The organism is Anaerosalibacter bizertensis (assembly GCF_009696605.1).
In the GTDB taxonomy this organism is placed as follows: domain Bacteria; phylum Bacillota; class Clostridia; order Tissierellales; family Sporanaerobacteraceae; genus Anaerosalibacter; species Anaerosalibacter bizertensis.
The window spans coordinates 19,370-42,326 of the sequence record NZ_VULR01000006.1 but is presented as its reverse complement, the minus strand read 5'-3'; the positions used below and the strand labels follow the sequence as shown (position 1 = coordinate 42,326).

Sequence of the window (22,957 nt, the reverse complement as noted above, 5' to 3'; positions counted from 1 at the left end):
GTTTTTTCCCCCTTATATAATAATCTTACCTAACATTATAATATAAAATATAGCTTATACCCACATATTTGAGAAGAACATGTAGATTAATGCTCCAAGTATTCCACCTACAATAGGTCCAATAACAGGTATATGTGCATAAGACCAATCAGAATCCCTTTTTCCTGGTATTGGTAAAATAGCATGAGCTATTCTTGGGCCTAAATCTCTAGCTGGGTTGATTGCATATCCTGTTGGTCCACCTAAACTTAAACCTATAACCCAAACTAAAAATCCTGCTAATAAAGCACTTAATGCTCCAACTTCATTATTTGCATTGTTAATTCCCATTATTCCACCTACAAGTACTGCTGTACCTATAACTTCTGTTATAAAGTTTCTTCCATGATTTCTAATAGCTGGTGCTGTACAGAATACTCCAAGTTTAACATCTGGATCGTCTGTAGCTGCAAAATGATCTTTAAATGTTGAATAAACAAGGAATGCTCCTACTATAGCCCCTAATATTTGAGAAATTATATATCCTGGAACTAGTGACCAAGAAATACTTCCTGCAACTGCCATACCAACTGTCACTGCTGGATTTAAATGTGCTCCACTTACCCATCCTGTAGTATAGGCTGCTATTGCTACTGCAAGTCCCCAGGCAGCTGTTACAACTATCCATCCGCCACCTTCTCCTTTAGATTTGTTCAATGAAACGTTAGCAACTACGCCATCTCCTAATAAAATTAAAATTAATGTTCCGAAAAATTCCGCTGAATACATAGCCATGTTTGTCATGGCCTATCCCTCCTTTAAAATTCGTAGTTAATAACCTTTTGTAAATAATTTCATAACCCTAATACCTTTCAAAATCACCCCCTTAAAATTTACATATACCAGACTTCTTCATTACTAGTAGATACTGCAACTGCACCTGAGCCAATACTATTTATAACATCCTCTTTCTCTCTTATCAACCCCCCAGTTATAATAGGTATATTGCTCCGTCTTGATATTTCCCTTACTACCTTTGGCATTATTCCAGGAAGTATTTCTACTGCATTAGGCTTACTCTCTCTTATGGACCTAATACCTGAATCTAGTGACAAAGAATCTAACATAAAAAGTCTTTGAATAGTAAAAATATTTAATTCCCTAGAAAATTTAACTAAATTATTTTTAGTTGTAATAATTCCATCTGGTTTTATTTTATTAACTAGATACTTAAGTCCCCAGATATCTTTTGAAATACCTTCAATTAAATCTACATGGACATATATACCTTTATCCTTGAGTTTAATTTTTTTTACAACCTCCTCTATAGTTACAATGTTTCCAGTTAATAGGAAAATGTTTTCACATGGTGAATGAAGTGCCTTATCTAATTTATCAGAGTGATTCACTGCTGCTATTATAGGATTGATGGCTATCCTATCAAAAAAATCTTTTCTCATATTAAGGCCCCCAATATGAAATATATGAAATAATAACGAGATTTATTTCATTTTTAAAAATTTTCTTAATCTTTAAATCATAAAACAAAAAAACATCAACTAGACCTACTATTAATAGGTTTTTTGATGTTCTCTCTCATAGTCTCCAACAATATTTACTTATTTTCATTATACCAACAATGTTTTATTTTGTAAAGTAATTCATGGAAATAATACTGCATAACTATATTTATAGATATGGATAGTTTTGTATATATTAAGTATATTCTTTAGTTTTTTATTTATGACTTTTTTCATTTTATGAAAAAAGCATCAGTGAATATTGTATGAACTTCAAAATCTTCTTATATGAAATATAGTAACTTTTTATACAATAAAACATCTACTAAATTTAGTAGACATTTTATTATACTATTCTATATTTGAAAATTGACTTATACAAAGTTTTTTAAGCCAAACAAATAGAAGAAATGAGGACAAAGTAAATATGGTAGTTATTATAAAGTAAATTATATTTAATTCTAATTTCGTAATTTCGATTTCACTATGAAACTAATAATAATGTAAATACAATAATTATAAAAGGAATGATCATGAGAAACATGCCTAAAGGTCTACCTGCATTGACAGTCCAACCTACTCCAAATCTTTTTTCAATGAATAATGCTGGATCCTCTGGGTTGTAGTATATGGTGCTACCCAACTTCCAAAACCTATCATCATCCCTATTTCGCTCTTCATAATGTCCATCAAATTTTAGTCTACTACCTCCTTGACCTACCTTTATGGAAATAATAATACTTGATAATATAATAAGACTTGTAAATATGAAAAATAGGATTATAATAGTGTTTACACTTCCTCCTAATATTCCAAAAGAGTAAAAACTAGCTAAAGTAAACAGGATATTTAAGACTATATTTGTAACTAAAATATATACAGACCAAATTCTTCTGAATATAATATTTCTCTTTACTGATTCCTCAGGGTTTTTAGCACTTATCTCTTGTTTTGACCATCCTATAATTTTACAAACAAAAAACATTGTTCCTGTCATTCCTAGTTGAACTAAAGGCATAAACCATATGAAGAAATTTTTATCCATATATCCAGTTATATTTCCTTGAAAATCCCAATTTGTTGGGATTCTTTTAGGTAATTTTGAAGATATATTTAATCCTACTATTAGATTGATTAAAGCTATACCTACTGGAATTAAAAACCACCAAAATGATATACTTGCTGCACTAGCTCTATTTTTACTAAATTTTAAATCTACCACAACCTCATCTTTAAATCCTTTCCATTCTTTTTCTTCTTTTAATTTCTTTATTTTATTATTTCCATGTAAATATACCAAAAACAATATACCTATATAAATAAAGATTGTTAAAGTAACAACTATTGGACTGTTAGAATTATAAGTCCAATAAGAAAGTAAGGCTATAGATGGAATACTTATAAGAATATTTTCTATTACATAAATTATATATATCTTTTTAAGTTCTTCATTATTTAGCTCTTCTTCTGGTATTCTAATTCCAAAATATATATTTTTTCTAGTCATTTTAGGAGTTAAAATTTGCATAATTAATAAAACTACATAGATAAATAAGTTCATAATAATAATATAGATCTTATCTTCCATTAGATTCATCCTCTCCATTGGCAATGAAATTATCAAAATATTTTTCACAAATACTTAAAAACTCTTCTTTTCTGATACCTTTACAATAAGCATCTGCTGAAATATATCCTATTTCTTCTTTTAAATTATCAATATACTTTTCATTAGGCTCCGGCATAGTGTCACTAACCCTAGTTCCTTTTCTTCTATCCACAACTAGATAGCCTTCATCTTTTAAGAGATTGTAGGATTTATTTACAGTGTGAAGATTTATTCCTATATCTTCTGCCAATTGTCTAACAGATGGCAACTCTTCACCTTTAGATAAATCCCCTTTTGCTATGCCTTGAATTATTTGCCTTTTTAACTGTTCATATATAGGTATTTCCGATTCAAAATCTATTTTTATAATCATATGTCTCTTCCTTTCTATCTGTTACATATATTATATAACAGATAGAAAAGTTTTTCAATAGGAAAATAAAAAATCGTCAACACTATAGGTATTGACGATTTTAGGGCAAAATTTTTATATGGTTTTTTGTAGATCTTTTGTTTATTATTGAAATTATTTAATATAAAATTATTCTAATACATCCTATGTTGAGGTTCAGCACTATAGTAAAATAGCCACTTCTTGTTTCCAATATTATCATAAAAGCATTGATTTTTCAAGGTTTCCTTAGATTTTTCCCAATCGATTATTAGAATTTATAAAAGCTAAAATAAAACCCAACTTAAACCTTATATTTCAAGACTTAAGTTGAGTTTTTGAATTAAAACCAGTTGGGAATTTTAATTCTATGAAATATACCAAAATCTTATTAATAATATATAAACTAATCATATTTCATTACTTTGCATGATGTATTGACAGGTGTATATACACCTGTTATACTAATTATAAAATATAAAACTATAAAAGGAGAAATGATAAATGTCTAACAATTTTAAAAGTATCTCTACAAAAAATGCACCATCCCCTGCTGGGCCTTATTCTCAAGGTATTATAACTGATAATTATGTCTTTACTGCTGGACAACGTCCACAAGATCCTATTACTGGCGAAATAAAAAAAGATATAAAGGATCAGACATATCAAGTTATTAAAAATATTGAATCAATCTTAAAAGAAGCAGATTGTTCACTAAAAGATGTTGTTCGAACTACTGTATATCTATCTGATATTAAGTATTTTGATGAAATGAACTCAGTTTATAAGGAAATATTTAGTAAACCATTTCCAACTAGGACTACTATAGGCGTTCAATTAAGAGGTATTGACATTGAAATCGATGCAATTGCACTAAAAAATAATATTTGATTTTTAGGAAGGGTTGATTATGAAAAATTATAAGGAAGAAATACTTAGATTAAAAAAAGAAAAAAATGCTGCTATACTTGCACATTATTATGTAAGGGATGAAATCCAAGAATTAGCTGATTATGTAGGTGATTCCTATTATTTAAGTAAAATAGGGCTTAAACTTGATGCCAAAATAATCGTCTTTTGTGGTGTAAGCTTTATGGCTGAATGTGCTAAAATTCTTTCTCCGCATAAGAAAATTTTACTACCTAATACTAATGCCAAATGTTTCATGGTAGAAATGGCTTCTAAAGAAGATTTGTTGAAAATGAAAAAAAAGTACAAAAATGCTAAAATAGTTAGCTATGTAAATTCATCTACAGAAGTAAAAGCTCTTTCTGATGCATGTTGTACTTCTTCCAATGCATATAATGTGGTTAAAAATATTGATGGAGATGAAATAATATTTGTTCCAGACAAACATTTAGGAAGCCATATTCAAGAAAAATTCCCCGATAAAAATTTAATCCTTTGGGATGGTTTTTGTTCTGTCCATAACAATATAGAAGCTGAAGATATTTTGAATTATAAAGAAAAATTTGATTCTAAAATAATTGTATTGGTCCATCCTGAATGCAAGAAAGAAGTTAGAAACTTAGCTGATTTCGTTGGAAGTACAGGTCAAATAATTGATTATGTTGGCAAATGTTATTCTAAGGAATTTTTAGTAGTAACTGAAGATGGAATTTTATATGAACTTAAAAATAGGTATCCAGACAAAATATTTCATAGTTTAAATACTATATGTGATCCAATGAAATCCATAACTTTAGAAGATCTTCATAATAGTCTGTTGTTAGAAAAAAATGAAATAACACTTGAAGAGTCTTTGAGGGAATCTGCAAGTAAATCTCTTCTAAAGATGCTCGAATTAGCAGTAAAATAAAATCATTAAGAAAGGGATAAAATATGAATTGGTTAATTATAGATAGTATCATAGAAAGTGCACTGAAAGAAGATTCTTCTTTTAGGGATATTACTACTTCTTCAATTATAGACCCTAGTAGTAAATGTAAAATTGATTTAATAGCAAAAGAAAATGGCATAATAGCAGGTTTACCAATTTTTAAAAGAGTTTTTTACATATTGGGAGAAGTTAATATTGAATTGTATTTAAATGATGGAGACTATGTTGAAACTGGACAATCTATTGGCTGTATCTATGGAAATACACATAATATTTTAGTTGGAGAAAGGATTGCTCTTAATTTTCTGCAGAGAATGAGCGGCATTGCAACAGTTACAAATAAGGCTGTAAATCTAGTACATGGAACCAAAGCTAAAATATTGGACACTAGAAAAACTACCCCTAATTTAAGAATACTTGAAAAATATGCAGTTACTGTTGGTGGTGGATATAATCATAGATTTAATTTATCTGATGGGATTTTAATAAAAGATAATCATATAAACGCTGCTGGCAGCATAACAGAAGCTATAATGAAAGTAAAAAATAATATTCCCTTTGGTAGAAAAATCGAAGTAGAAACTGAAAACTTAGAACAGGTAAAAGAGGCATTAGCTGCTAATGCTGATATTATAATGTTAGATAATATGAGTATTGATACAATGAAAAAAGCAGTTGATATAATAAGTAACAAATGTGCCACAGAAGCTTCAGGTAATATAAGCTTAGACAATATAAGAACAGTTGCAAATACTGGAGTTGATTTTATATCTTTAGGTATGCTTACCCATAGCATCCATTCACTAGATATAAGCATGAAAAATCTATCCTGGATATAGAAAAGTTTATTAAAAATATTAAATTATGATGGATTGCCAATGTTTAAAAACTGACAATCCATCATAATTTTTATATCCTATTATTCATCTTATATACGCTTCTTCCTAAAATATACTCCTACTCCTATAAATATTAATCCTAATAGATAAAATATACTATTATCTAAAGTACCTGTTTTTGGAAGATATCCTCTTTCCATTTCTTTTGCAGTGTTTTTTTCTAGATTGGATGAAACAGGTACTGTTTCTTTAGTTGATTTATTAGTATTTCTATGAAGATCTATGGTTTTTTCAGCCCTTTTATTTTTTACTTCCGCTTTTAAAATTTTTCCGTCTTCTTTTATTTCAAAATGATGTTCTTCTCTATCTATAATATAGCCTTTTGGAGCTTCAATTTCCCTATAAGTATATTTTCCATAAGGTAGTTCATCAAATCTAACTATGCCATTCTCATCTGTAACTCCTTCACCTATTACTTCATTATTTTCATTTTTAATTTGAAATTTAGCATTGGATAGTTTTTCTCCAGATATAGTATCTAATTTAGTAATTTCTATGCCTCCTATAATAGGTCTATTTTTAATATTGATTTTTATTGGCTCTTTTGAAGCTTCATTAACTTCTACTAATGTTTTCTCATTACTCGATACATATCCTTCTGGAGCTTTGGTCTCAACTATATTGTATTTGCCCAATGGAATATCTTTAAATACAAGCTTACCATTATTTGTTTCTATTGGTCCTTGAATTTTGTTACCTCCTTCATCTAATAGTTCAAATTCTGCTCCATCTAAAAGTTTTCCATTATGGTCTGTCTTAGTAAGTTCAATATCACGTTTTATTCCGTTATATTCTATAAAAATTGAATCTGAAAAAGTGTTGTTAGTTTCTCCTAGCCAAGCAATCTTTTGAATTTTTTTCCCATTTACCCCTGAATCATTTACATATCTTTGAATATATTTATAAGGATTTAAAGAAACTGCTCGTCCACTAACTGTAAAACCTACTCTACCACTTTTAGCTATGTCTTCTATATCAATTCTTAGTTTAAATTCATTTCCAGCTAAAACATAATGATCATCTACTTTATTACCGCTTATATCTACAAAATATGCACTTCCCAAGTCTTTTTTATCTATAGTTAATAAAATCTCTGGATTTGAATTGATTATTTGTATTTTTTCTGATTCTAAATAATGTCCTTTTACTTTCATTGGAGAGACTTGGCCTTTAATTTCTACTGGCATTATCCCTTCTTCAGGTAGGGTTAATGTATTCTCATTTATTTCTTTTATAAGTTTATTTATATTATTTAATATAAGTTGGCTCTTATTACTATCAACAAGATTTCCTATATGTTTAGATAGATTGTCTTTAGTTATCTCTGGAGTTTCATTGGTAATTGCATACATGGCTACCTGTGATATATAATATCTTTCGTCCAAGGTTAAAGATTTATCAGTTTTATCATGGGGCCCACCATAGCCATACATTAGTGCTGTATATTCTTTAGCATTTAATTTTTCATTAGTCCTCTTAAACTCATTTCCATTAAATTTAGGGCTGTCCAAACTATAGTTGAGACAATAGGCAGGTTTGTTGTTTTCATCCTGTTTAATCCTTGTAGTTATCATACGGTTTTTTTCAGAAACTTTTCTATCTATGTAACCTAGGAGGTAACCTTCACCTTGTGCCTTTATGTTCCCTCTATCAATGGAATGAAATCTTTTATATTGTGAGGCTTCAACTGCTTCTACACTATCTGATATTATTCCTATACTACTTAAGATTATTGATAGCACTAATACAAAACTAAAGATTCTCTTTTTAGCCATTACCCGTCACCTCTCCTTTTTTAATTGTTTAAACCAATATATTTTAATATCTCCTCCTTCCAATGATTGTTCAAAATAACATAATTCACAATCCTTATTATTTATTTTCCTTTTTTATTTAATATTTGTCAAACCTATTTTTCTCTATATTCTGATTATTCTTTCTGATTTTTTTAGATACTTTTCATATTATTTTAATTTTAGATAATATATGATAAAAAACACCTTGACTATTTCTTCCTTTTAAAGATAAATAGTGCTTTTTTACTATTTAAAAATAGTACCAATTTCTATAGTTATCTTCCTTTTATATTCGTTATTATTGCAGTTATCATTTCAATTTCTTCTTTTGTAATCTCTATTTTTTCTAAGTCTTGGAATAAGGATGCATTTTTAGATTTTAAGTATTTTGTTAAATCTTTTTCATCTATATCTTTATCTATATTTAAAACAATATATATTTCTTCTACTTTCTCTACTGAATATTCCTTTGACATTTTTAACAGTCCATTATAGATTTTCTCATAGAGAATGTTAGTATCCATATTTTCCCCTCCACTTTTATTTAAATTCCTTTTCTCTATAGTTATTAGATAGGTAGATTTAATATTCGACTTTAAATAAAATATTCAATAAAAAAATAGTTCCTTAAAATTTTAAGGAACTATTTTTATGTTTTTTCATTCTATTTATTCGTTAGCATATACTACAGATAGTCTCTTTTGAATTGTCTGTGTGATAAATGCATATAGAGGAATTTGAACTGCTTGGCTTATTGCTCTTCCAGGTATAGTAGTTACTAAGGGTACGCTAAAAAGAGTTTTCATAAAGTATGGAACTAATAAAACGGATGTTATTACTTGGCCAATACCTATAGCTACTAGTAGTTTCCAAAAAGAATTTTTGTTTTCTTTAAACAGCATCATTACAATACCTGGAATAATCCCAGTAAGTGCAGCTGTCATAGTGAAATGTGGCATATAAGGCCCCATCGGACTCATGAAATGTCCTACTATATCTCCTATAGTCCCAACTATTCCTCCTGCTAATGGTCCAAATGCTATTCCTGCAAATATTATAGGATATCCTCCAAATCCAATTCTAACTAATTCTACTCCTCCACCGCCAATTCTAATACTACCTACTCTAGTTAGTACCACATTTAAAGCCATTAGAATGGCATAATATACCATATTCCTTGTTGATAATCTTCTTTTATCCATTAAAAAAAGACCTCCTTTTCGCTTATATTAGTGTGCAGTCTGCCACACCAAACGAAAAAAAGGTTCGTTTGTTATGTGACAGCGAACGCAACGATTTATCGCAAACTATTGAAGCTTTTCGTCTAAGGGCAACGTCCCATCCCTTAGCACTTTACGCAAATCGTTTACTCTGCCTTACTTATACCCATATTATCATCTTTCCTAACTTTTTACAATATTATATAGACAATTATATATTATTTTTTTATATTATACTATTTCAAATCCATCCAATTTAGATATTGATCTATCCATATTTTATTATCTAATATTCTTCCGTCTGTATATATTGATGCTTTATTTAATTTAAACATATTTTTTTCCATAGTGAAAACGTCTTCCTTTATTTCATCTAGTATTAATTTTGTCTCCCTTCCTCCTATATGTTTTTCTATATGGAGTATATCTTCTCTTAGTCTCTCCATATCTGAAGCTAAATCCTCTTTCAATAGATTTTTCATTACTATACCTCCCTATGTTCTTAAATTAATTGTATCATTTTATTTTCACATTGTTAAACATTATTTAATATTCTATAAATTCTGAATTTTGACTATTCTATGTTTGACTGCATATAACCTCTATAATCTTAGACTTTCTTTTTATATAACTACTTATCGATACCCTTGATAAAGGATTGTCAATATCTTGGTCTTTATAACAACTTTCATTACTTATTTAAAATATAAAGATTAAGCTAGGTTACAAAATAAAAAAATTCCATACAAAATGGTGTGGTTTTTATTTTAAAAAGTTAAGAGTATGGAAATAAGGACATTTCATCTGCTTTAAAATGAAATGTCCTTATTATTTTAAGCAGAATCAAACTTGTTCCCTAATTACAATTTCTTTTAAGATAAACTCCATTCCACTTAGTATTTCCCAATCATCAGCCTTGCAGCATGGACATTTTCCCTTATTTTTTACAATATTAAAAACTTTATTGCAATGATGGCACAAGCCATTTGCCGGAATCATCTCAATTTTTAATTTAGAATTCTCTAAGAGTGTTCCTTCTGCTGTATTTGGAAAATATTCCATCATATATCTAGGTATAATTGATGACATTTCTCCTATTTGCACAACAATAGTATCTATTTCAGCAATATTGTTCTCAATTGCAGCTGTTTCAACCATTTTTATTAATTCCACTAATATAGTTATCTCATGCATAATATTCCCTACTTATCCATACTATCTCTATTTGGATTTAAAGCAGTTTTAATTTTAATATTGAGTGCACGTTTAATTGCATGAGGTTTGACTTTTTCATAGCCATAACTATAAGCATCAAATTTTCGATGGAGTGTTATTGCATCAAATTTACATCTTGTTGTGCATTCGCCACAACCTATACATCTATTAACATCAACATGGGCAACACCACATTTTAAGCACCGATCAGTTTCAGCCTTTAGTTGTTCTTCAGTAAATGTAATACGTGGATCTGAAAAAGTATTATTCTTATTTGAATCATAACTAATTCTTTGACGTTTCGCCCTATCATAGCCATCAAGATTTAAATTATCTTTATCAAGTGATTCAAATATTCTCCTATTTCTTCCTAATGTTAATGTTTGACCAGGGTGTACAGATCGATGTAGTGATTCAGCCCCTTCTTTACCCGTTGCGATAGCATCAATAGCAAATTTTGGTCCAGTGTATACATCACCACCAACAAAGATATCTGGTTCACCTGTTTCAAATGTTAATGGATCCGCTTTCACAGTCATATTAGGATTTAATTCTACTTTGCTGTTCTTTAAAATATCACCCCAAACGATAGATTGGCCAATTGATAACAATACTTTATCAGCTTTCACAGTCTTAATATCTTTTTCATCATATTTTGGGTTAAATTTTCCGTATTTATCGAAAACACTTACACAACGTTTAAACTCAACAGCTTTAACCTTGCCATCCTCAACAATGATCTGTTTTGGACCCCAACTATTATTTACAATAACACCTTCGTCTTTAGCTTCAATAACTTCTTCATCTTGTGCAGGCATTTCATTTTCGCCTTCTAAACAAAACATATTTACAGTTTTAGCTCCTGTTCTAAGAGCAGTTCTTGCAACATCAATTGCAACATTACCGCCTCCGATTACTACTACATTACCTTTAGTTTTAACATGTTTACCTAGATTAATATCTCTTAAATAATCTATACCACTAATAACATCTTTATGGTTTTCTCCTTCAATATTAAGTTTTCTACCTGCCTGGGCACCAATAGCAATGTAGAATCCCTTATATCCTTGAGCACGTAATTCATCTAATGTAACATCTTTTCCTACTTCAACACCACATTTAAATTCAACACCTAATTGATGAAGTACATCAATTTCAGCTTCAACAACATCTTTTTCAAGTCTAAATGAAGGAATACCTAAAGTTAGCATTCCACCAAGTTTTTGCTCTTTTTCAAATACTGTAACTGTATAACCTCTTTGAGCCAGATAATATGCACAAGAAAGTCCTGCTGGTCCTGAACCAATTATTGCAATCTTAATATGACTGAAATCATATAATTTTTCTGGTACAAATCTTGTTTCTTGATTTAATTCTAAATCGGCAATAAATTTTTTGATTTCGTCAATTGCAACAGGTTCATCAATATCAGATCTAGTACATTCATTTTCACAATCATGTGGACAAATGCGACCACAAACTGCAGGGAATGGATTTTCTTTTTTAATTAATTCTAAAGCGTCAAGGTACTTTCCTTGAGCTGCTAGCTTTATATATGCTTGAACAGCAATATGGGCTGGACAAGTTGTCTTGCAAGGTGAAGTACCACAGTCATAAACATTTTCAAAGTTTTCTCTAAAATCTGGATTATAACGTTCCGGACCCCAATTGTGATCATCAGGAAGTGGAGTTAGTGGATATTCAATTGGTTCTTTTGTACACAAATTTTGACCTAGTCTAACAGCATTAGCAGGACAGGTTTCAACACATTGTCCACAGGCTGCACATTTTTCAGGATCAACTTCTGCTATATAATTAGAACGGGACATATTAGGTGTGTTAAAATATTGAGAAGTACGTAAAGCTAGACAAACATCGCGTTGACAATTACAAATAGCCCAAATCTTATTAGTACCATCCATATTGGTTACTTGATGCATATATCCCTTTTTCTCAGCTTGTAATAGGACTTCTTCAGCTTCTTCCTTTGTGATCCGTCTTGCTTTTCCTGTCATAATAGCTGATTCGGCAGTAGCTCCAAGGAGAATACATAGTTCTTCTGCTATACTACCAGTACCTTCACCCATTTGAGTACGAACCAAACGACATTGACATGGTGCAATACCAATATGGTTTTGATATTTGGTTAACCAATATGATAGTTCTTCATAAGGTGCTTTTCTAGTTTCAGCTTGGATTGCTGATTCAACTGGGATAACACGCATTGCTCCATTACCCATTGGCATAATCCTAGCAACAGGTTCAACAATTTCTCTTGTATATTGTTCAAAGGCTCTGGCTATTTCAGGGTGAACTTCAATTTGCTCTTTGTTAAGCATCATTAACTCATAGATTCCTGGAACATAAATTGGAAGTTCAAATTTATCTGTTCCATCTCCTTGTGGTTTAATTTCAATAATTCCCATATCAGCAAGTTGCATACAAATTTCAAAAGTTTCAGCATAACTCTTATTTACCTTTGCCGCAATATCTTCTACTGCTTCTTGATTTCTTCTTTTCATGGCTAAAACTACATCAGCTTGCTCATCATTTACTAAATTAGCAAATACATAATAACGTGGATCATTTTCAGTAAAGTCTATTTTTAAGCCACTGATGTGTTGTGCCATTTCAATAATTTTTGGCCTCATTGACATTACATTTTCCCCCTTTTATTTAACACTATGATAGCTATTTATATATTATTCTTTTACTTTTAATACTTCATTTTTAACCAATCAGTCCAAGCTTCAATTCCTTCCCAAGTATAGGCTAAAATTTAAAATAACAACTAAAAAAACATCAGCCAAAATGACTGATGTTTCAAAAAGTTCAACGAGTAGATCTGTAAGCCGAGTTCTGTCTTAGAAAAAGTAAATATTTTTATATATTTTATAAAATTTTTTTATATCTTTATATATGTATAAACATTGTAAAATACACAGCTTTATATTTATATATATTCTAATATATTTTTATGTAACCTATCCATGGGTGGCAATAGGGTGGCAATTTTCATTTTTGCCACCCTTCACTTTAATGCTTCTTATATGCAATAACATCTGGATATTTTAACTTAATAATATGATCTATTTCTTCATCAGATAATGTAATACTCTCTACTGATTTTCTTCCAAATGCTTCATACATAACAAATATATTTTTTATTATTTTTTCTTTTATATTAAGATATCCTGATATCTCATCTATATCTAATGGAATTTTATTTTTTATTTTGCTTTCAATAATATTTAATTCTTTTTCTTTTAGCATATAAATCTCCCCTTTTTATCCTCTTTAATATAATATTAAAACATATATTCCTTGCCAAAACTCAAATGTCGTTATCAGTAATTCGTTACAATCAATTCTTTATATTTTCTTCTCCCACTATTTTTGTTTGAAACTGAATATCCAACTTCAATATTTTTGAAATTAAATTCTTTATACCATTCCCTAGTCTTTTCATGATCATTTATTGTCAGAAGAAATTTGCCTTTAATATTTTTTAACTTATCCCTTAACAACAGATGCTCTTTTTCTTCAAATTCAAAGCCATATCCTGCTGTTTCAAAATAAGGCGGATCGCAAAAGAAAAAAGTATAGTCCCTATCATATTTATCTAGTATTTTTTCAAAACTCAAATTTTCTACATAAGTGTTTCTAAGTCTTTCTTTAATGTCCCCTAATACTCCTTTATAAAAAATATGTGGAGATGGTCTTGTATTAGTACCATAACCATAATTTCCGCCTTTTCCTGCAAAACTTTGAGATATTAAATACAAAAATCTTACTGCTCTATGAATTTCAGTCATACATTCAACGGTGTAATTTTTATATTCTTCAAATATGTCACGCCCTGAAAATTCATACTCTAACATTCTTTCAATTTCAGGTGCATGATATTTAATCATTCTAAATAGATTTATTAATTCCTTATCAATATCATTTATAACTTCAACCTTTGAAGGTTCTTTACCAAAATAGACCCATCCAGCTCCAAAAAATAATTCACAATAACAAGTATGTTCAGGAATCATTTCTATAATTTCATTTCTTAATCTTGATTTTCCGCCTAATCTTGTAATTGGTGGTTTTAGCATAAACATCATCTCCCACCATAATTATAGCAGAACATGTGTTCTGTGTAAATACAGAAAAAAGGCAAATATATTCAAAAATATAAGTAATTAGCTTTATAAGCCTGTATTTGGCTTATATTAAGATTTGACCTTATTAGAATGTAATTGTATTAATAATACTAAAATAGCTTGAATACAAAGGAAATAGAGGGGTAGTTTTGTACAAGTTTAGCTAAAATAAAAAAAGACCTGGCATTAAACCAGGTCTTTTTTTATATTACAAAAGCTTCAAATCCATCTTTCTTCAATTGTGCAACTAACTTGTCTGCATTTTCTCTCTTGCTAAATGCTCCAGTTTGGACTTTATACAAATTACCTTGCTTTACAACTATAGCATCATAGCCTTTCTTTTTGAGCTCTTTAACTAAATTGTCAGCATTACTCCTTTTGCTAAAAGCACCAGTTTGTACTCTGTATAGTTTGCCTGGTTTTGGTTGTGGCTTAATAACTTCATTTAATTTTGCCATTGTGTTTTTACCAGGTATTCCATCAGCTACCAATCTATTTGCCTTTTGAAAAGTTATTACTGCCGATTTAGTTCCAGGACCAAACATACCATCTATAGATCCTTTATAATAACCCTTACTTTTTAATTTGTTCTGAATACCTTTTATATTAGAATCCATCCTATTTAGTGTATTAGGTCCAGCTATTCCATCCACATTAAGCCCTTCAGCTTTTTGAAATCTTCTTACACCACTTTCAGTTCCAGGACCATATATTCCATCTATAGATACACCTTTATATCCTAAACCGCTAAGATTCATTTGTAAATATCTAACTTGAGTACCTCTGCTACCTCTTTTTAATACTGTAGACGTATTTTGCCCAGAACTATTTGATGTATTAAGTTCAGATTGAATCATATTTAAAAATCTATTCCACCCCATATCTAAAGTTCTATGTGGACAATATTTATTAGCAAAATCTTGATGTTTCTTTACTTTATCTATTCCCCAGCCTTTTTCTTTTAATTTGGAAGCTATAAATTTAGCAGCATTTTTTTCTGCTTTAATAAATCTGTCTCCACCTGATCTTGAATAACAAATTTCAACAGCAATACCATTTCTATTTCCACGTCCATTTCCACCGTCTCCAGCATGCCAAGTATTTCTATTTTCTGGTATTCCTTGCACTACTTCAACGTCATCTACAGCATAGTGAAAAGATACTTGATTATTATTTCTAATCATATAAGCAATTTCATTTGCAGCACTTGCATCATTAGCAGTATTATGAACTACTATAAATTGAGCATTCATAGTATAAGGACATTTTATATTATATTTTGATGCAGGCACTAGATTTTTTATTATTTCCATTATAAACCCTCTCCTTTGTTTAATTTTATTTTTCTTTTTCTGCATATGGGTCCGCTACAACCTCATAAGCTCCCATTGAGGTTAAACTCACTAATATAGCGTTTATAATTGTTAGAACTATGCCTTCTATGCCTTGTCCACTTTTAGCAAAAATAAAAGTAAGAATTAATGCAATTATGAAAGCATATATTCTTACTACTTGATCACCAAAATTCTTCTTTATAATACTTTTTGTGAATTGGACTACTATACTTACTGCAGCTACTAATCCTGCAAAGGTTGCAAGAGTTTCGGCTGTCATAAAATCATTCATATAAAATACCTCCTTCTATTTAGAAATAAAATAAGTGACTGCCGCTGTAGCAATCACTGTAATTATTGTCTTTATTAAATTCTCCCAGTTTTGAGCTGGTTTAGATTCTAATTTATCAATTTTATTATCAAGCCTATCTATTTTTACTTCTAGTTTTTCAAGTGTAGAGGTTACATTTTTCATTTGTTCATTATTTGCTGTAAAATCTAATTTTGTTTCTGTTACGTCTTTTTGTAAGTCTGTTACTGTCCCTTCAACCTTTGTTAATCTTGCTTCTACATTTTTTATATAAATGCAATCTTTACAATCTTCATTCATTTTCTACCTCCAAGTTAATTAATAATTCTACTGATATAGTTTCACTTTGCCATCTTTAAATATAATTTCCTCGGCTTCACTTGCATTAGTTTCCCATCCAAAATTACTTACAAGTATTACCTTGGCATCTTCCGGAAACTTTTTAAGTTCTTCAATTAATTCTTTTACAGTCATGTAATCCCCCCAAAATTTTTACATAAAAAATAAGCCTTTTAAGGCTCTACATAATCTTCTCCTGTTATTGTCTTATATTCTTCTTTAGTTATACACCCCCATCTAGCAGCTTCATATACATCTTCTTTACTTAGATAATTCATGCCATAAAATAAATTATAAAAATCAAACATTAAGCATTCCCTCCTTCTAATTGAGATACTTTTATATTTAATTCACTAACTGTCTTTGCTAAATTTTGTATAAGCATATCTTTCTTTTTATTATCTATAGTTAAATCTGCAATTTGTTTTGACATGACTTGTTCAGGATTAGCTATTTCTACTTCTCTTTCCTGCTCTATTTCCTCTTTAGTTTTCCAAATTATTTCTGCCATATCTACACCTCCTGCCATTCTGGAAATTTCTCTTCTTCCGTTGCATTATCATCAATAAAATTAAGCAATTCTACATAAAGTTCTCCTTCTACTCTTTTAGCTGACACTATAGGATTTACATCTAATGTTGTTTCTACTTCATCCATAATTCCATCTGGCATAGTAGAAAAATCAAATGTATCAGTTATATTGTCTATTGTTGCTATTATATTTTCTCCTTCAAATTGATAGTTAATTTTTCTATCTGATACTTGTGGAGAAAGAAAAATCTTCATTACTTCCACCTCCCTATTGCCAATAATCGTAATCCTATTAAAAGGCTTTGGTTAAAATCGTGGTAAACTGCTACTTGAGACTGATAAACACTGTCACCAGTTGCTTGAAATGCACCTACTCTAACAGTAGTAGTATCTAAAACAGGAGTAACTAGAACCGTTGGTATAATTGTAAATGCCGCTGGGAAAACCCAATTCAGTCTATTAATTGTATTTGGAGGTACTGTAGTTGCTCTATCTATTGTTCTTCTACATATCATTGTTCCATCTCCTATTTTTAAATAATCACCATTTGCATTTTGTCCGCTTTCTACAAATATCTTTTCATATAACCCTAAAACATTATCCACTTTAGTTACAGGATGTAATATATCATAGCTTCCATCTGCATTTTTTATATTCATCTCAAAATCTTTTATTGCCATTTTATCACCTCTCAATTTAAAATTTTGTACCAAAAGTCTCCTGGATTAATATTAGGTTCTGTAGGGCTTGCTTTTATTTGGGTTCCGTCTTTTCCGTCTTTGCCAGGCAATCCTTGTGGCCCAGTATCACCTTTTGGCCCTTGGGGTCCTCGAGGACCAATGTCACCTTTTTCTCCCTTTAAACCTTGAGGGCCTCTTTCTCCTTTGTCCCCTTTCTCACCTTTAATGCTAAGAAGATAATCATCTACAGTCCCAATATTTCCTTGATTAAGCCATACTTGATATGCACTATCACCCTTATCACCTTTCAATCCTTGTGGGCCTCTATCTCCTTTTGGACCTTGGATGCCTTGTGGCCCTGTATCTCCTTTGGGGCCTGCTGGTCCTTGTTCTCCTCGATCCCCCTTATCACCTTTAGGACCAGTATATCCTCTTGGACCTTGTAGGCCTTGCTCTCCCTTGGGTCCCTGTTCGCCTTGGGGTCCTTGAGGGCCTGTCAACTTTCCTAAGTCTAATTTCTGTTGAAATGTTTCTCCATCTGTAAACTTTACTTCGTTTGCTGTGTGATTATGGCTTGGTAATGATTTTAAATATCCTTCATCATTGGTTAACTGTGATAATTTAGTTGGAATATCTGTTTTATCAGCTACTTCTGTGCCATTTGATTTTTTAAAAGTACTTGCTTTAATCTCTGCTGGAAAGGCAACATTTTTATCTTCATCAACATTATATATAGTCCTTTTACCTGCTGGATATCCGCCCCAAAGTTGAAGTTTATACAAATTTATATTTCTTGCAGTATTTTTCCAGGTCGGTATAAACTCAATTCTAACTTCATTATAATGACTAGATGTCGTACTTAGACTCCATGGAATAGTTGGAAATGGTAAATACATATGTCCTGGCCAACTTGATATAGTAATATTAGAGCTTGTATGTTGTATCCAATCGCCATCATCTCGTTTTTTCCAAATATGAACTTGAGTATTATTGCCATTACTGCTCCAATACATATAAAGAGCATTAAGAAATACATAAGAATTTTTATTTCTAATTGTTATCCTATATTTAACCGCTCCATTTGGTATATATATACCAATAGAATTACTATCTCCACCTAAAAAACGCTTTTTATTTATATCACTAATACTTGATGTTATATCTGTCCAGGTAGTTCCATCATATGTTTCAAAAGTCAGGTTTGAAATCGGGTAAAATTCAAGTTTATTATTAAATTGTTCTTGAAATAGAGCCATTTCAGTAATAGATGGACTACCTAAATTATTAGTAGGTTCACCTGTGGCTTTTTGGATTATTCTATTAAAATAATCAGTTGCATCATTTCTTAAAAATTGATTAGCTTTTTTTCCACCCACTGTATCAGCATTACCACCATTAGCTGGTAGGCTAGAAGGGAAATCGGTAATATCACTTTTACTGTGCTTATGAACTTTATCAGCTGGCGTATATCCAATTGCATTTATAACATTTTCTTTAGTTACATTTGCATCACTTCCGTCTTTACCAGGTAGCCCTTGAGGTCCTTCTGGTCCTCTTGGTCCTGTATCTCCTTTTTCACCTTTCAGTCCTATAGCTACATTTGTAAATTCAATATACTCAACTAAAACATCTGTATTGGCTGGTACTCCACCTTTAATTCTAAAACTAGTCGGTGATATTTCTTCTATTGCACCATTTGGTTGTTTTTGTCCATACATATACCAAGAAATTGAATTAGTTCCTAATCTGTAAGCTCCCTTGGTTAAATTAAATATTTCCTGTTCAGTTTTTGTTATGAAGCGTTCTTGATGTATTATCACTGTTTCAGGATTTATATCTACAATATCTCCCCAAGTTCCATCTGGATTTTCAAACTGAATTTGAGTTTGGCTTACCCATCTATGATTAGGTTTGTCCCCCTTAGGTCCTTGAATTCCCTGTTCACCTTGTGGTCCAATATCGCCCTTTTCACCTTTATCTCCTTTTAAATCCACATATACATAATTAGCTTGACCTTCTTGTCTAACTCCTAATTTTGTACCACTCCAAATAAATTCTAGATTTTTGCCTGGAATACCTTGAGGACCTACTGGACCTGTTTTTCCTTGAATACCTTGTATACCCTGTGGCCCCTGTTCTCCTTTATCGCCCTTTGGACCTTGTAAATCCATATATTGATATGTTGTTTCGCCTTCTACTCTAATACCTAGTTGTGTACCATTCCATAAAAACTCTAGACCTTTACCTTGAATTCCTTGTAATCCTTGCGGACCTTGGTCGCCTTTTGGGCCTTGAATACCTTGAGGGCCCCTGTCACCCTTTTCACCTTTCAAATCCACATATATAAAGTCAGTATCTGTTTCTCTTTTTACTCCTAATCTGGTTCCATCCCAATTAAAAATTAATCCAATACCTGTAGGTCCTGGTTCTCCTTTTGCTCCTTTTAATTCTGTATAAGTATAACTAGTTTCATCTTCCCTTTTAATACCTAGCTTACTGCCATTCCAATGATATTGAATGCTATATCCTTGTTGACCTTGCGGTCCTCTTTCACCTTGTGGCCCTTCTGGACCTGGTACATTATCAGTTACAGGTGTATCTGTTATTTGTTTTATTTTTTCTCCTGGAAGTGGAATAGTGGTACCAAATGTAGGCTCTACTTTATATGCATTTTCCCATACTTCTCTAACTTCTGTAACTCTGTTATGCATTATAAGGTTCCACTTTTTATTCACTGTAGTTACTATATCTCCTAGGTTCCAATTCTTCCTATAATCACTACTATCTACTTCACACTCAAAGCTATTTATTTGAGGTGTTTCTGCAAGCTTTACTTTTCCTCTATCTATAAGATTTCCACCTTGTTCTATATCTCTTGCGTCAATAAAAGTTTCTCTTCTATCAAAGCCAGATAAATCATTATTCAATACTTCTATTTCTCTTTCTGCTCCTTCACCTTGGCCAGCAACAAAGGCCATATTTTTGTAACCTATATCACTGTCAATATAGCTTTGTTTCTTTATATTGTCATAATCTACGCTAAATATTTGTGGTGGATTAGTAGACTGCTCTGTACTTAAATCTTTTCCTTCCAGGATCTTAAATACAAATTTCTTATTTTTATAATCTAGTTCTACGGTCCAACCTAACCCACTAGCCTTTGATAGCTTAGTAAGTTCATCAGCTAAATTTTTATACCTAGTTTGAAATTCTATTACTTCACCTCTACCTTTAGAAGTTTCCAAAATTAAACCAGGTATTTTTCTATTAATGTCTTCAGGATCTACTGCATTAACTTTAACTAATTGAATCATTATATCCTCAATATTAGTATTAAATGTGTGATAGGCTCTGCCTGTAGGAGGTACTGTTATTCTTTGAGTTAGCCAATATCCTAGTGAATATCCTTTTATAGTTATTTCTTCTACATTCTCTTGATTTATCTCTACATATTCAATTACACCAGTTCTGCTACCATCATTATCAATCATTATTATGTTACCTTTTTTCATCAAGTCTCTATCAATATTAGAATTAGATACATGAAACTCAAGCTCTCCAAAATTTTCCCATTTTGAAATATAAAAAAGAGAAGTATAGTTATCTACTTCCCCAATGAAATTTATATCTTTATCAAATATTCTTATGTTTACAATATTCTTAACCATATGCTACCAGCCACACTTTCCACAGGATCATTTTCATCAATGTAAATATTCCTCCAACCTTTTTCCTGTTGTGCATTAAACCACTTATCAAATTCTTTAGTCATATTCTCAATCATATTATTAAATTCAGTTAGATTTTTTGGCCTTATAGCTCCACATAAATCCTTTCTATACCTTTCATCTGTAATAGTTGTATTACCATTTCTATATACATAAACTTGTGCTAAAGATAACTCATGAATTAAATTATCACGCTGCAAATTTGGAGCTGTAGGCTTACTTCCTGGAGTTCCTTTCTTATGTTCTATACTTACAGTCTTAGTACTTAAATTTAATCTAATAACTATCCTATCTACTCTGTCATAGTTTGAATCAGCTACTATATTAATAGTTTTAGGATTATCATTGTAAAGATAGAATCCCTTTATTATAGAAAAACCCTTGTCTACTTTTATGACAGACTCTTCTTTATATACTCTCATAGTCATATTGTTATTGCTGTCTATAGATACTCCACTTTCATATATATTTTCAAAGTATCGCGCTAACTCTTCTTGGCCATAATACTGGTCACCATCAAAGAAGCCATAGTATTCCATATCCTTCACCTCCTACATTCCTAGATATCTATTTCTATATCTTATTTCAACAGATTGAGGTTCTAAGTTCTCTGTATTGTATTCAATTAAATTGTCACCTGCTTGTAAACTAAAGAATGTACTATCTAGATCTATATAATGAAAGGCATTTTCTCTTTCTCCATTTCCTCTTTTAATCTCTACTTTCTTATTTCCTCTTTCAGTTGTGATATATAAAGTATCATCAGATGTTAATTCTCTATTAACTTTTATAAACTCATTGGTAGTTAGATTAGTTATAGATGGATTTACTGCAGGTCCTTTAAATATTATTTCAACTGGTGTTTCTACATCACCTTCATTGTAGATATTTTTTCTAGTTTTACCTCTTTGTCTTAGCTGGAAAGGTAACTTTAAAGGAAATTGAAATCCTTTAATCCAGGTTTGAATTAATTCTCCTGATTTATAAATATCTAATAAAAAAGGATCTGGACCTAAAAGATTTATCATAAACCTTTGAACTCTCCAAACATTACTTTTTGCAAATACTGGACTTTCTTCTACCTCTACATCTATTTCTTTTATAATTCCGCCATATGAATATTTAAGTTTCCCTTTTAATTTAGGATTAAATATTCTTATTAATTTTCTTCTACAATATAATACATCTCCCCTAGAAGTTCCTCTTATCTTACCTATTATATTTATTTCTCTTTCATCTAGACTTTTATCTTCTATAGTTGTGCCATCTTGGCCAACTGCTTTATATCTGTGTATCTCATTTTTAATGCCATCTATTCCAGTTATCTCTTCTAAAAAGAAAGGAAGTGAATGAGATATTTCTATACTTTCTCCTAGTTCATTTTCATAGATTATTTTTTCAGAAGTATTCAACAT

26 protein-coding genes and 1 riboswitch are annotated in these 22,957 nt (G+C 30.6%); of the genes, 3 read left to right on the top strand and 23 right to left on the bottom strand.

The features are described from left to right. Nucleotides 1–54 precede the first annotated feature (54 nt). The 4 genes from FYJ27_RS05615 to FYJ27_RS05600 all read right to left on the bottom strand — a co-directional run bounded on the left by FYJ27_RS05615 (nt 55) and on the right by FYJ27_RS05600 (nt 3,481). Nucleotides 55–783 (bottom strand): MIP/aquaporin family protein, encoded by a 729-nt coding sequence (locus tag FYJ27_RS05615; RefSeq protein ID WP_154483878.1) that lies wholly within the window; start codon nt 781–783, stop codon nt 55–57. 89 nt (nt 784–872) lie between these two features. Then, entirely contained in the window at nt 873–1,439 is a 567-nt protein-coding gene (locus FYJ27_RS05610; protein ID WP_154483877.1) for a glycerol-3-phosphate responsive antiterminator, read from the bottom strand. Between the two features lie 544 nt (nt 1,440–1,983). Continuing rightward, a complete protein-coding gene (locus tag FYJ27_RS05605; protein WP_195839085.1) occupies nt 1,984–3,087 on the bottom strand; it encodes a DUF1648 domain-containing protein in 1,104 nt (367 codons plus the stop codon). Beyond that, nucleotides 3,077–3,481, bottom strand: a complete 405-nt coding sequence (locus tag FYJ27_RS05600; protein WP_154483875.1) for a GntR family transcriptional regulator — start codon at nt 3,479–3,481, stop codon at nt 3,077–3,079. The genes FYJ27_RS05605 and FYJ27_RS05600 overlap by 11 nt, the downstream gene beginning before the upstream one ends. Nucleotides 3,482–4,003: 522 nt before the next feature. Here FYJ27_RS05600 and FYJ27_RS05595 point away from each other — a divergent pair. From FYJ27_RS05595 to nadC, 3 genes are read left to right on the top strand one after another with little or no spacing between them, the layout of a single operon-like run. Then, nucleotides 4,004–4,390: a RidA family protein gene (locus tag FYJ27_RS05595; protein ID WP_154483874.1), complete on the top strand. Its 387-nt coding sequence runs from the start codon at nt 4,004–4,006 to the stop codon at nt 4,388–4,390. 19 nt (nt 4,391–4,409) lie between these two features. After that, entirely contained in the window at nt 4,410–5,318 is a 909-nt protein-coding gene (gene nadA / locus FYJ27_RS05590; protein WP_154483873.1) for a quinolinate synthase NadA, read from the top strand. A gap of 23 nt (nt 5,319–5,341) precedes the next feature. After that, the gene (gene nadC, locus FYJ27_RS05585) at nt 5,342–6,178 is read left to right on the top strand and encodes a carboxylating nicotinate-nucleotide diphosphorylase (protein WP_154483872.1); all 837 of its coding nucleotides are present in this window, start codon (nt 5,342–5,344) and stop codon (nt 6,176–6,178) included. Nucleotides 6,179–6,267: 89 nt separating this feature from the next. Here the strand turns inward: nadC and FYJ27_RS05580 are convergent, their stop codons facing one another. The 19 genes from FYJ27_RS05580 to FYJ27_RS05490 form a co-directional block, all read right to left on the bottom strand. Further along, nucleotides 6,268–8,013, bottom strand: coding sequence for a SpaA isopeptide-forming pilin-related protein (locus FYJ27_RS05580; protein WP_154483871.1), 1,746 nt, complete (start codon nt 8,011–8,013; stop codon nt 6,268–6,270). 296 nt (nt 8,014–8,309) lie between these two features. Continuing rightward, entirely contained in the window at nt 8,310–8,558 is a 249-nt protein-coding gene (locus FYJ27_RS05575; protein WP_154483870.1) for a hypothetical protein, read from the bottom strand. 144 nt (nt 8,559–8,702) lie between these two features. Beyond that, complete coding sequence (locus tag FYJ27_RS05570; RefSeq protein WP_154483869.1) at nt 8,703–9,236, bottom strand: folate family ECF transporter S component; 534 nt, start codon at nt 9,234–9,236, stop codon at nt 8,703–8,705. A gap of 77 nt (nt 9,237–9,313) precedes the next feature. Further along, a riboswitch (THF riboswitch) is annotated at nt 9,314–9,410 on the bottom strand. An 80-nt stretch (nt 9,411–9,490) separates the two neighbouring features. Then, a complete protein-coding gene (locus tag FYJ27_RS05565) occupies nt 9,491–9,736 on the bottom strand; it encodes a hypothetical protein (RefSeq protein WP_154483868.1) in 246 nt (81 codons plus the stop codon). 361 nt (nt 9,737–10,097) lie between these two features. Beyond that, nucleotides 10,098–10,448: a hydrogenase maturation nickel metallochaperone HypA/HybF gene (locus FYJ27_RS05560; RefSeq protein ID WP_154483867.1), complete on the bottom strand. Its 351-nt coding sequence runs from the start codon at nt 10,446–10,448 to the stop codon at nt 10,098–10,100. 8 nt (nt 10,449–10,456) lie between these two features. Continuing rightward, nucleotides 10,457–13,099, bottom strand: a complete 2,643-nt coding sequence (locus tag FYJ27_RS05555) for an FAD-dependent oxidoreductase (protein ID WP_229775487.1) — start codon at nt 13,097–13,099, stop codon at nt 10,457–10,459. Between the two features lie 406 nt (nt 13,100–13,505). Next, nucleotides 13,506–13,742: a hypothetical protein gene (locus FYJ27_RS05550; protein ID WP_154483865.1), complete on the bottom strand. Its 237-nt coding sequence runs from the start codon at nt 13,740–13,742 to the stop codon at nt 13,506–13,508. A 74-nt stretch (nt 13,743–13,816) separates the two neighbouring features. Further along, nucleotides 13,817–14,572 (bottom strand): DNA adenine methylase, encoded by a 756-nt coding sequence (locus FYJ27_RS05545; RefSeq protein ID WP_154483864.1) that lies wholly within the window; start codon nt 14,570–14,572, stop codon nt 13,817–13,819. Between the two features lie 251 nt (nt 14,573–14,823). Then, nucleotides 14,824–15,933 carry a peptidoglycan-binding protein gene (locus FYJ27_RS05540; RefSeq protein WP_154483863.1) on the bottom strand — a complete coding sequence of 370 codons (1,110 nt, stop codon included), beginning with the start codon at nt 15,931–15,933 and terminating at the stop codon, nt 14,824–14,826. Nucleotides 15,934–15,958: 25 nt separating this feature from the next. Beyond that, on the bottom strand, nt 15,959–16,246 hold the full coding sequence (locus FYJ27_RS05535) for a hypothetical protein (RefSeq protein WP_154483862.1): 288 nt from the start codon (nt 16,244–16,246) through the stop codon (nt 15,959–15,961). Between the two features lie 15 nt (nt 16,247–16,261). Continuing rightward, a complete protein-coding gene (locus FYJ27_RS05530; RefSeq protein WP_154483861.1) occupies nt 16,262–16,564 on the bottom strand; it encodes a hypothetical protein in 303 nt (100 codons plus the stop codon). 27 nt (nt 16,565–16,591) lie between these two features. Further along, complete coding sequence (locus tag FYJ27_RS05525) at nt 16,592–16,738, bottom strand: hypothetical protein (RefSeq protein WP_154483860.1); 147 nt, start codon at nt 16,736–16,738, stop codon at nt 16,592–16,594. A 38-nt stretch (nt 16,739–16,776) separates the two neighbouring features. Continuing rightward, on the bottom strand, nt 16,777–16,911 hold the full coding sequence (locus FYJ27_RS05520) for an XkdX family protein (protein WP_154483859.1): 135 nt from the start codon (nt 16,909–16,911) through the stop codon (nt 16,777–16,779). After that, nucleotides 16,911–17,114, bottom strand: a complete 204-nt coding sequence (locus FYJ27_RS05515) for a hypothetical protein (protein ID WP_154483858.1) — start codon at nt 17,112–17,114, stop codon at nt 16,911–16,913. The genes FYJ27_RS05520 and FYJ27_RS05515 overlap by 1 nt, the downstream gene beginning before the upstream one ends. Before the next feature lie 2 nt (nt 17,115–17,116). Then, nucleotides 17,117–17,389, bottom strand: coding sequence for a hypothetical protein (locus FYJ27_RS05510; protein ID WP_154483857.1), 273 nt, complete (start codon nt 17,387–17,389; stop codon nt 17,117–17,119). Next, entirely contained in the window at nt 17,389–17,814 is a 426-nt protein-coding gene (locus FYJ27_RS05505) for a hypothetical protein (RefSeq protein ID WP_154483856.1), read from the bottom strand. Before FYJ27_RS05505 ends, FYJ27_RS05510 begins: the two co-directional genes overlap by 1 nt. Nucleotides 17,815–17,825: 11 nt before the next feature. After that, nucleotides 17,826–21,482 (bottom strand): Gp37-like protein, encoded by a 3,657-nt coding sequence (locus FYJ27_RS05500; RefSeq protein WP_154483855.1) that lies wholly within the window; start codon nt 21,480–21,482, stop codon nt 17,826–17,828. Continuing rightward, nucleotides 21,464–22,081 (bottom strand): hypothetical protein, encoded by a 618-nt coding sequence (locus FYJ27_RS05495; RefSeq protein WP_154483854.1) that lies wholly within the window; start codon nt 22,079–22,081, stop codon nt 21,464–21,466. Before FYJ27_RS05495 ends, FYJ27_RS05500 begins: the two co-directional genes overlap by 19 nt. Before the next feature lie 12 nt (nt 22,082–22,093). Then, a complete protein-coding gene (locus tag FYJ27_RS05490) occupies nt 22,094–22,957 on the bottom strand; it encodes a phage tail family protein (protein ID WP_154483853.1) in 864 nt (287 codons plus the stop codon).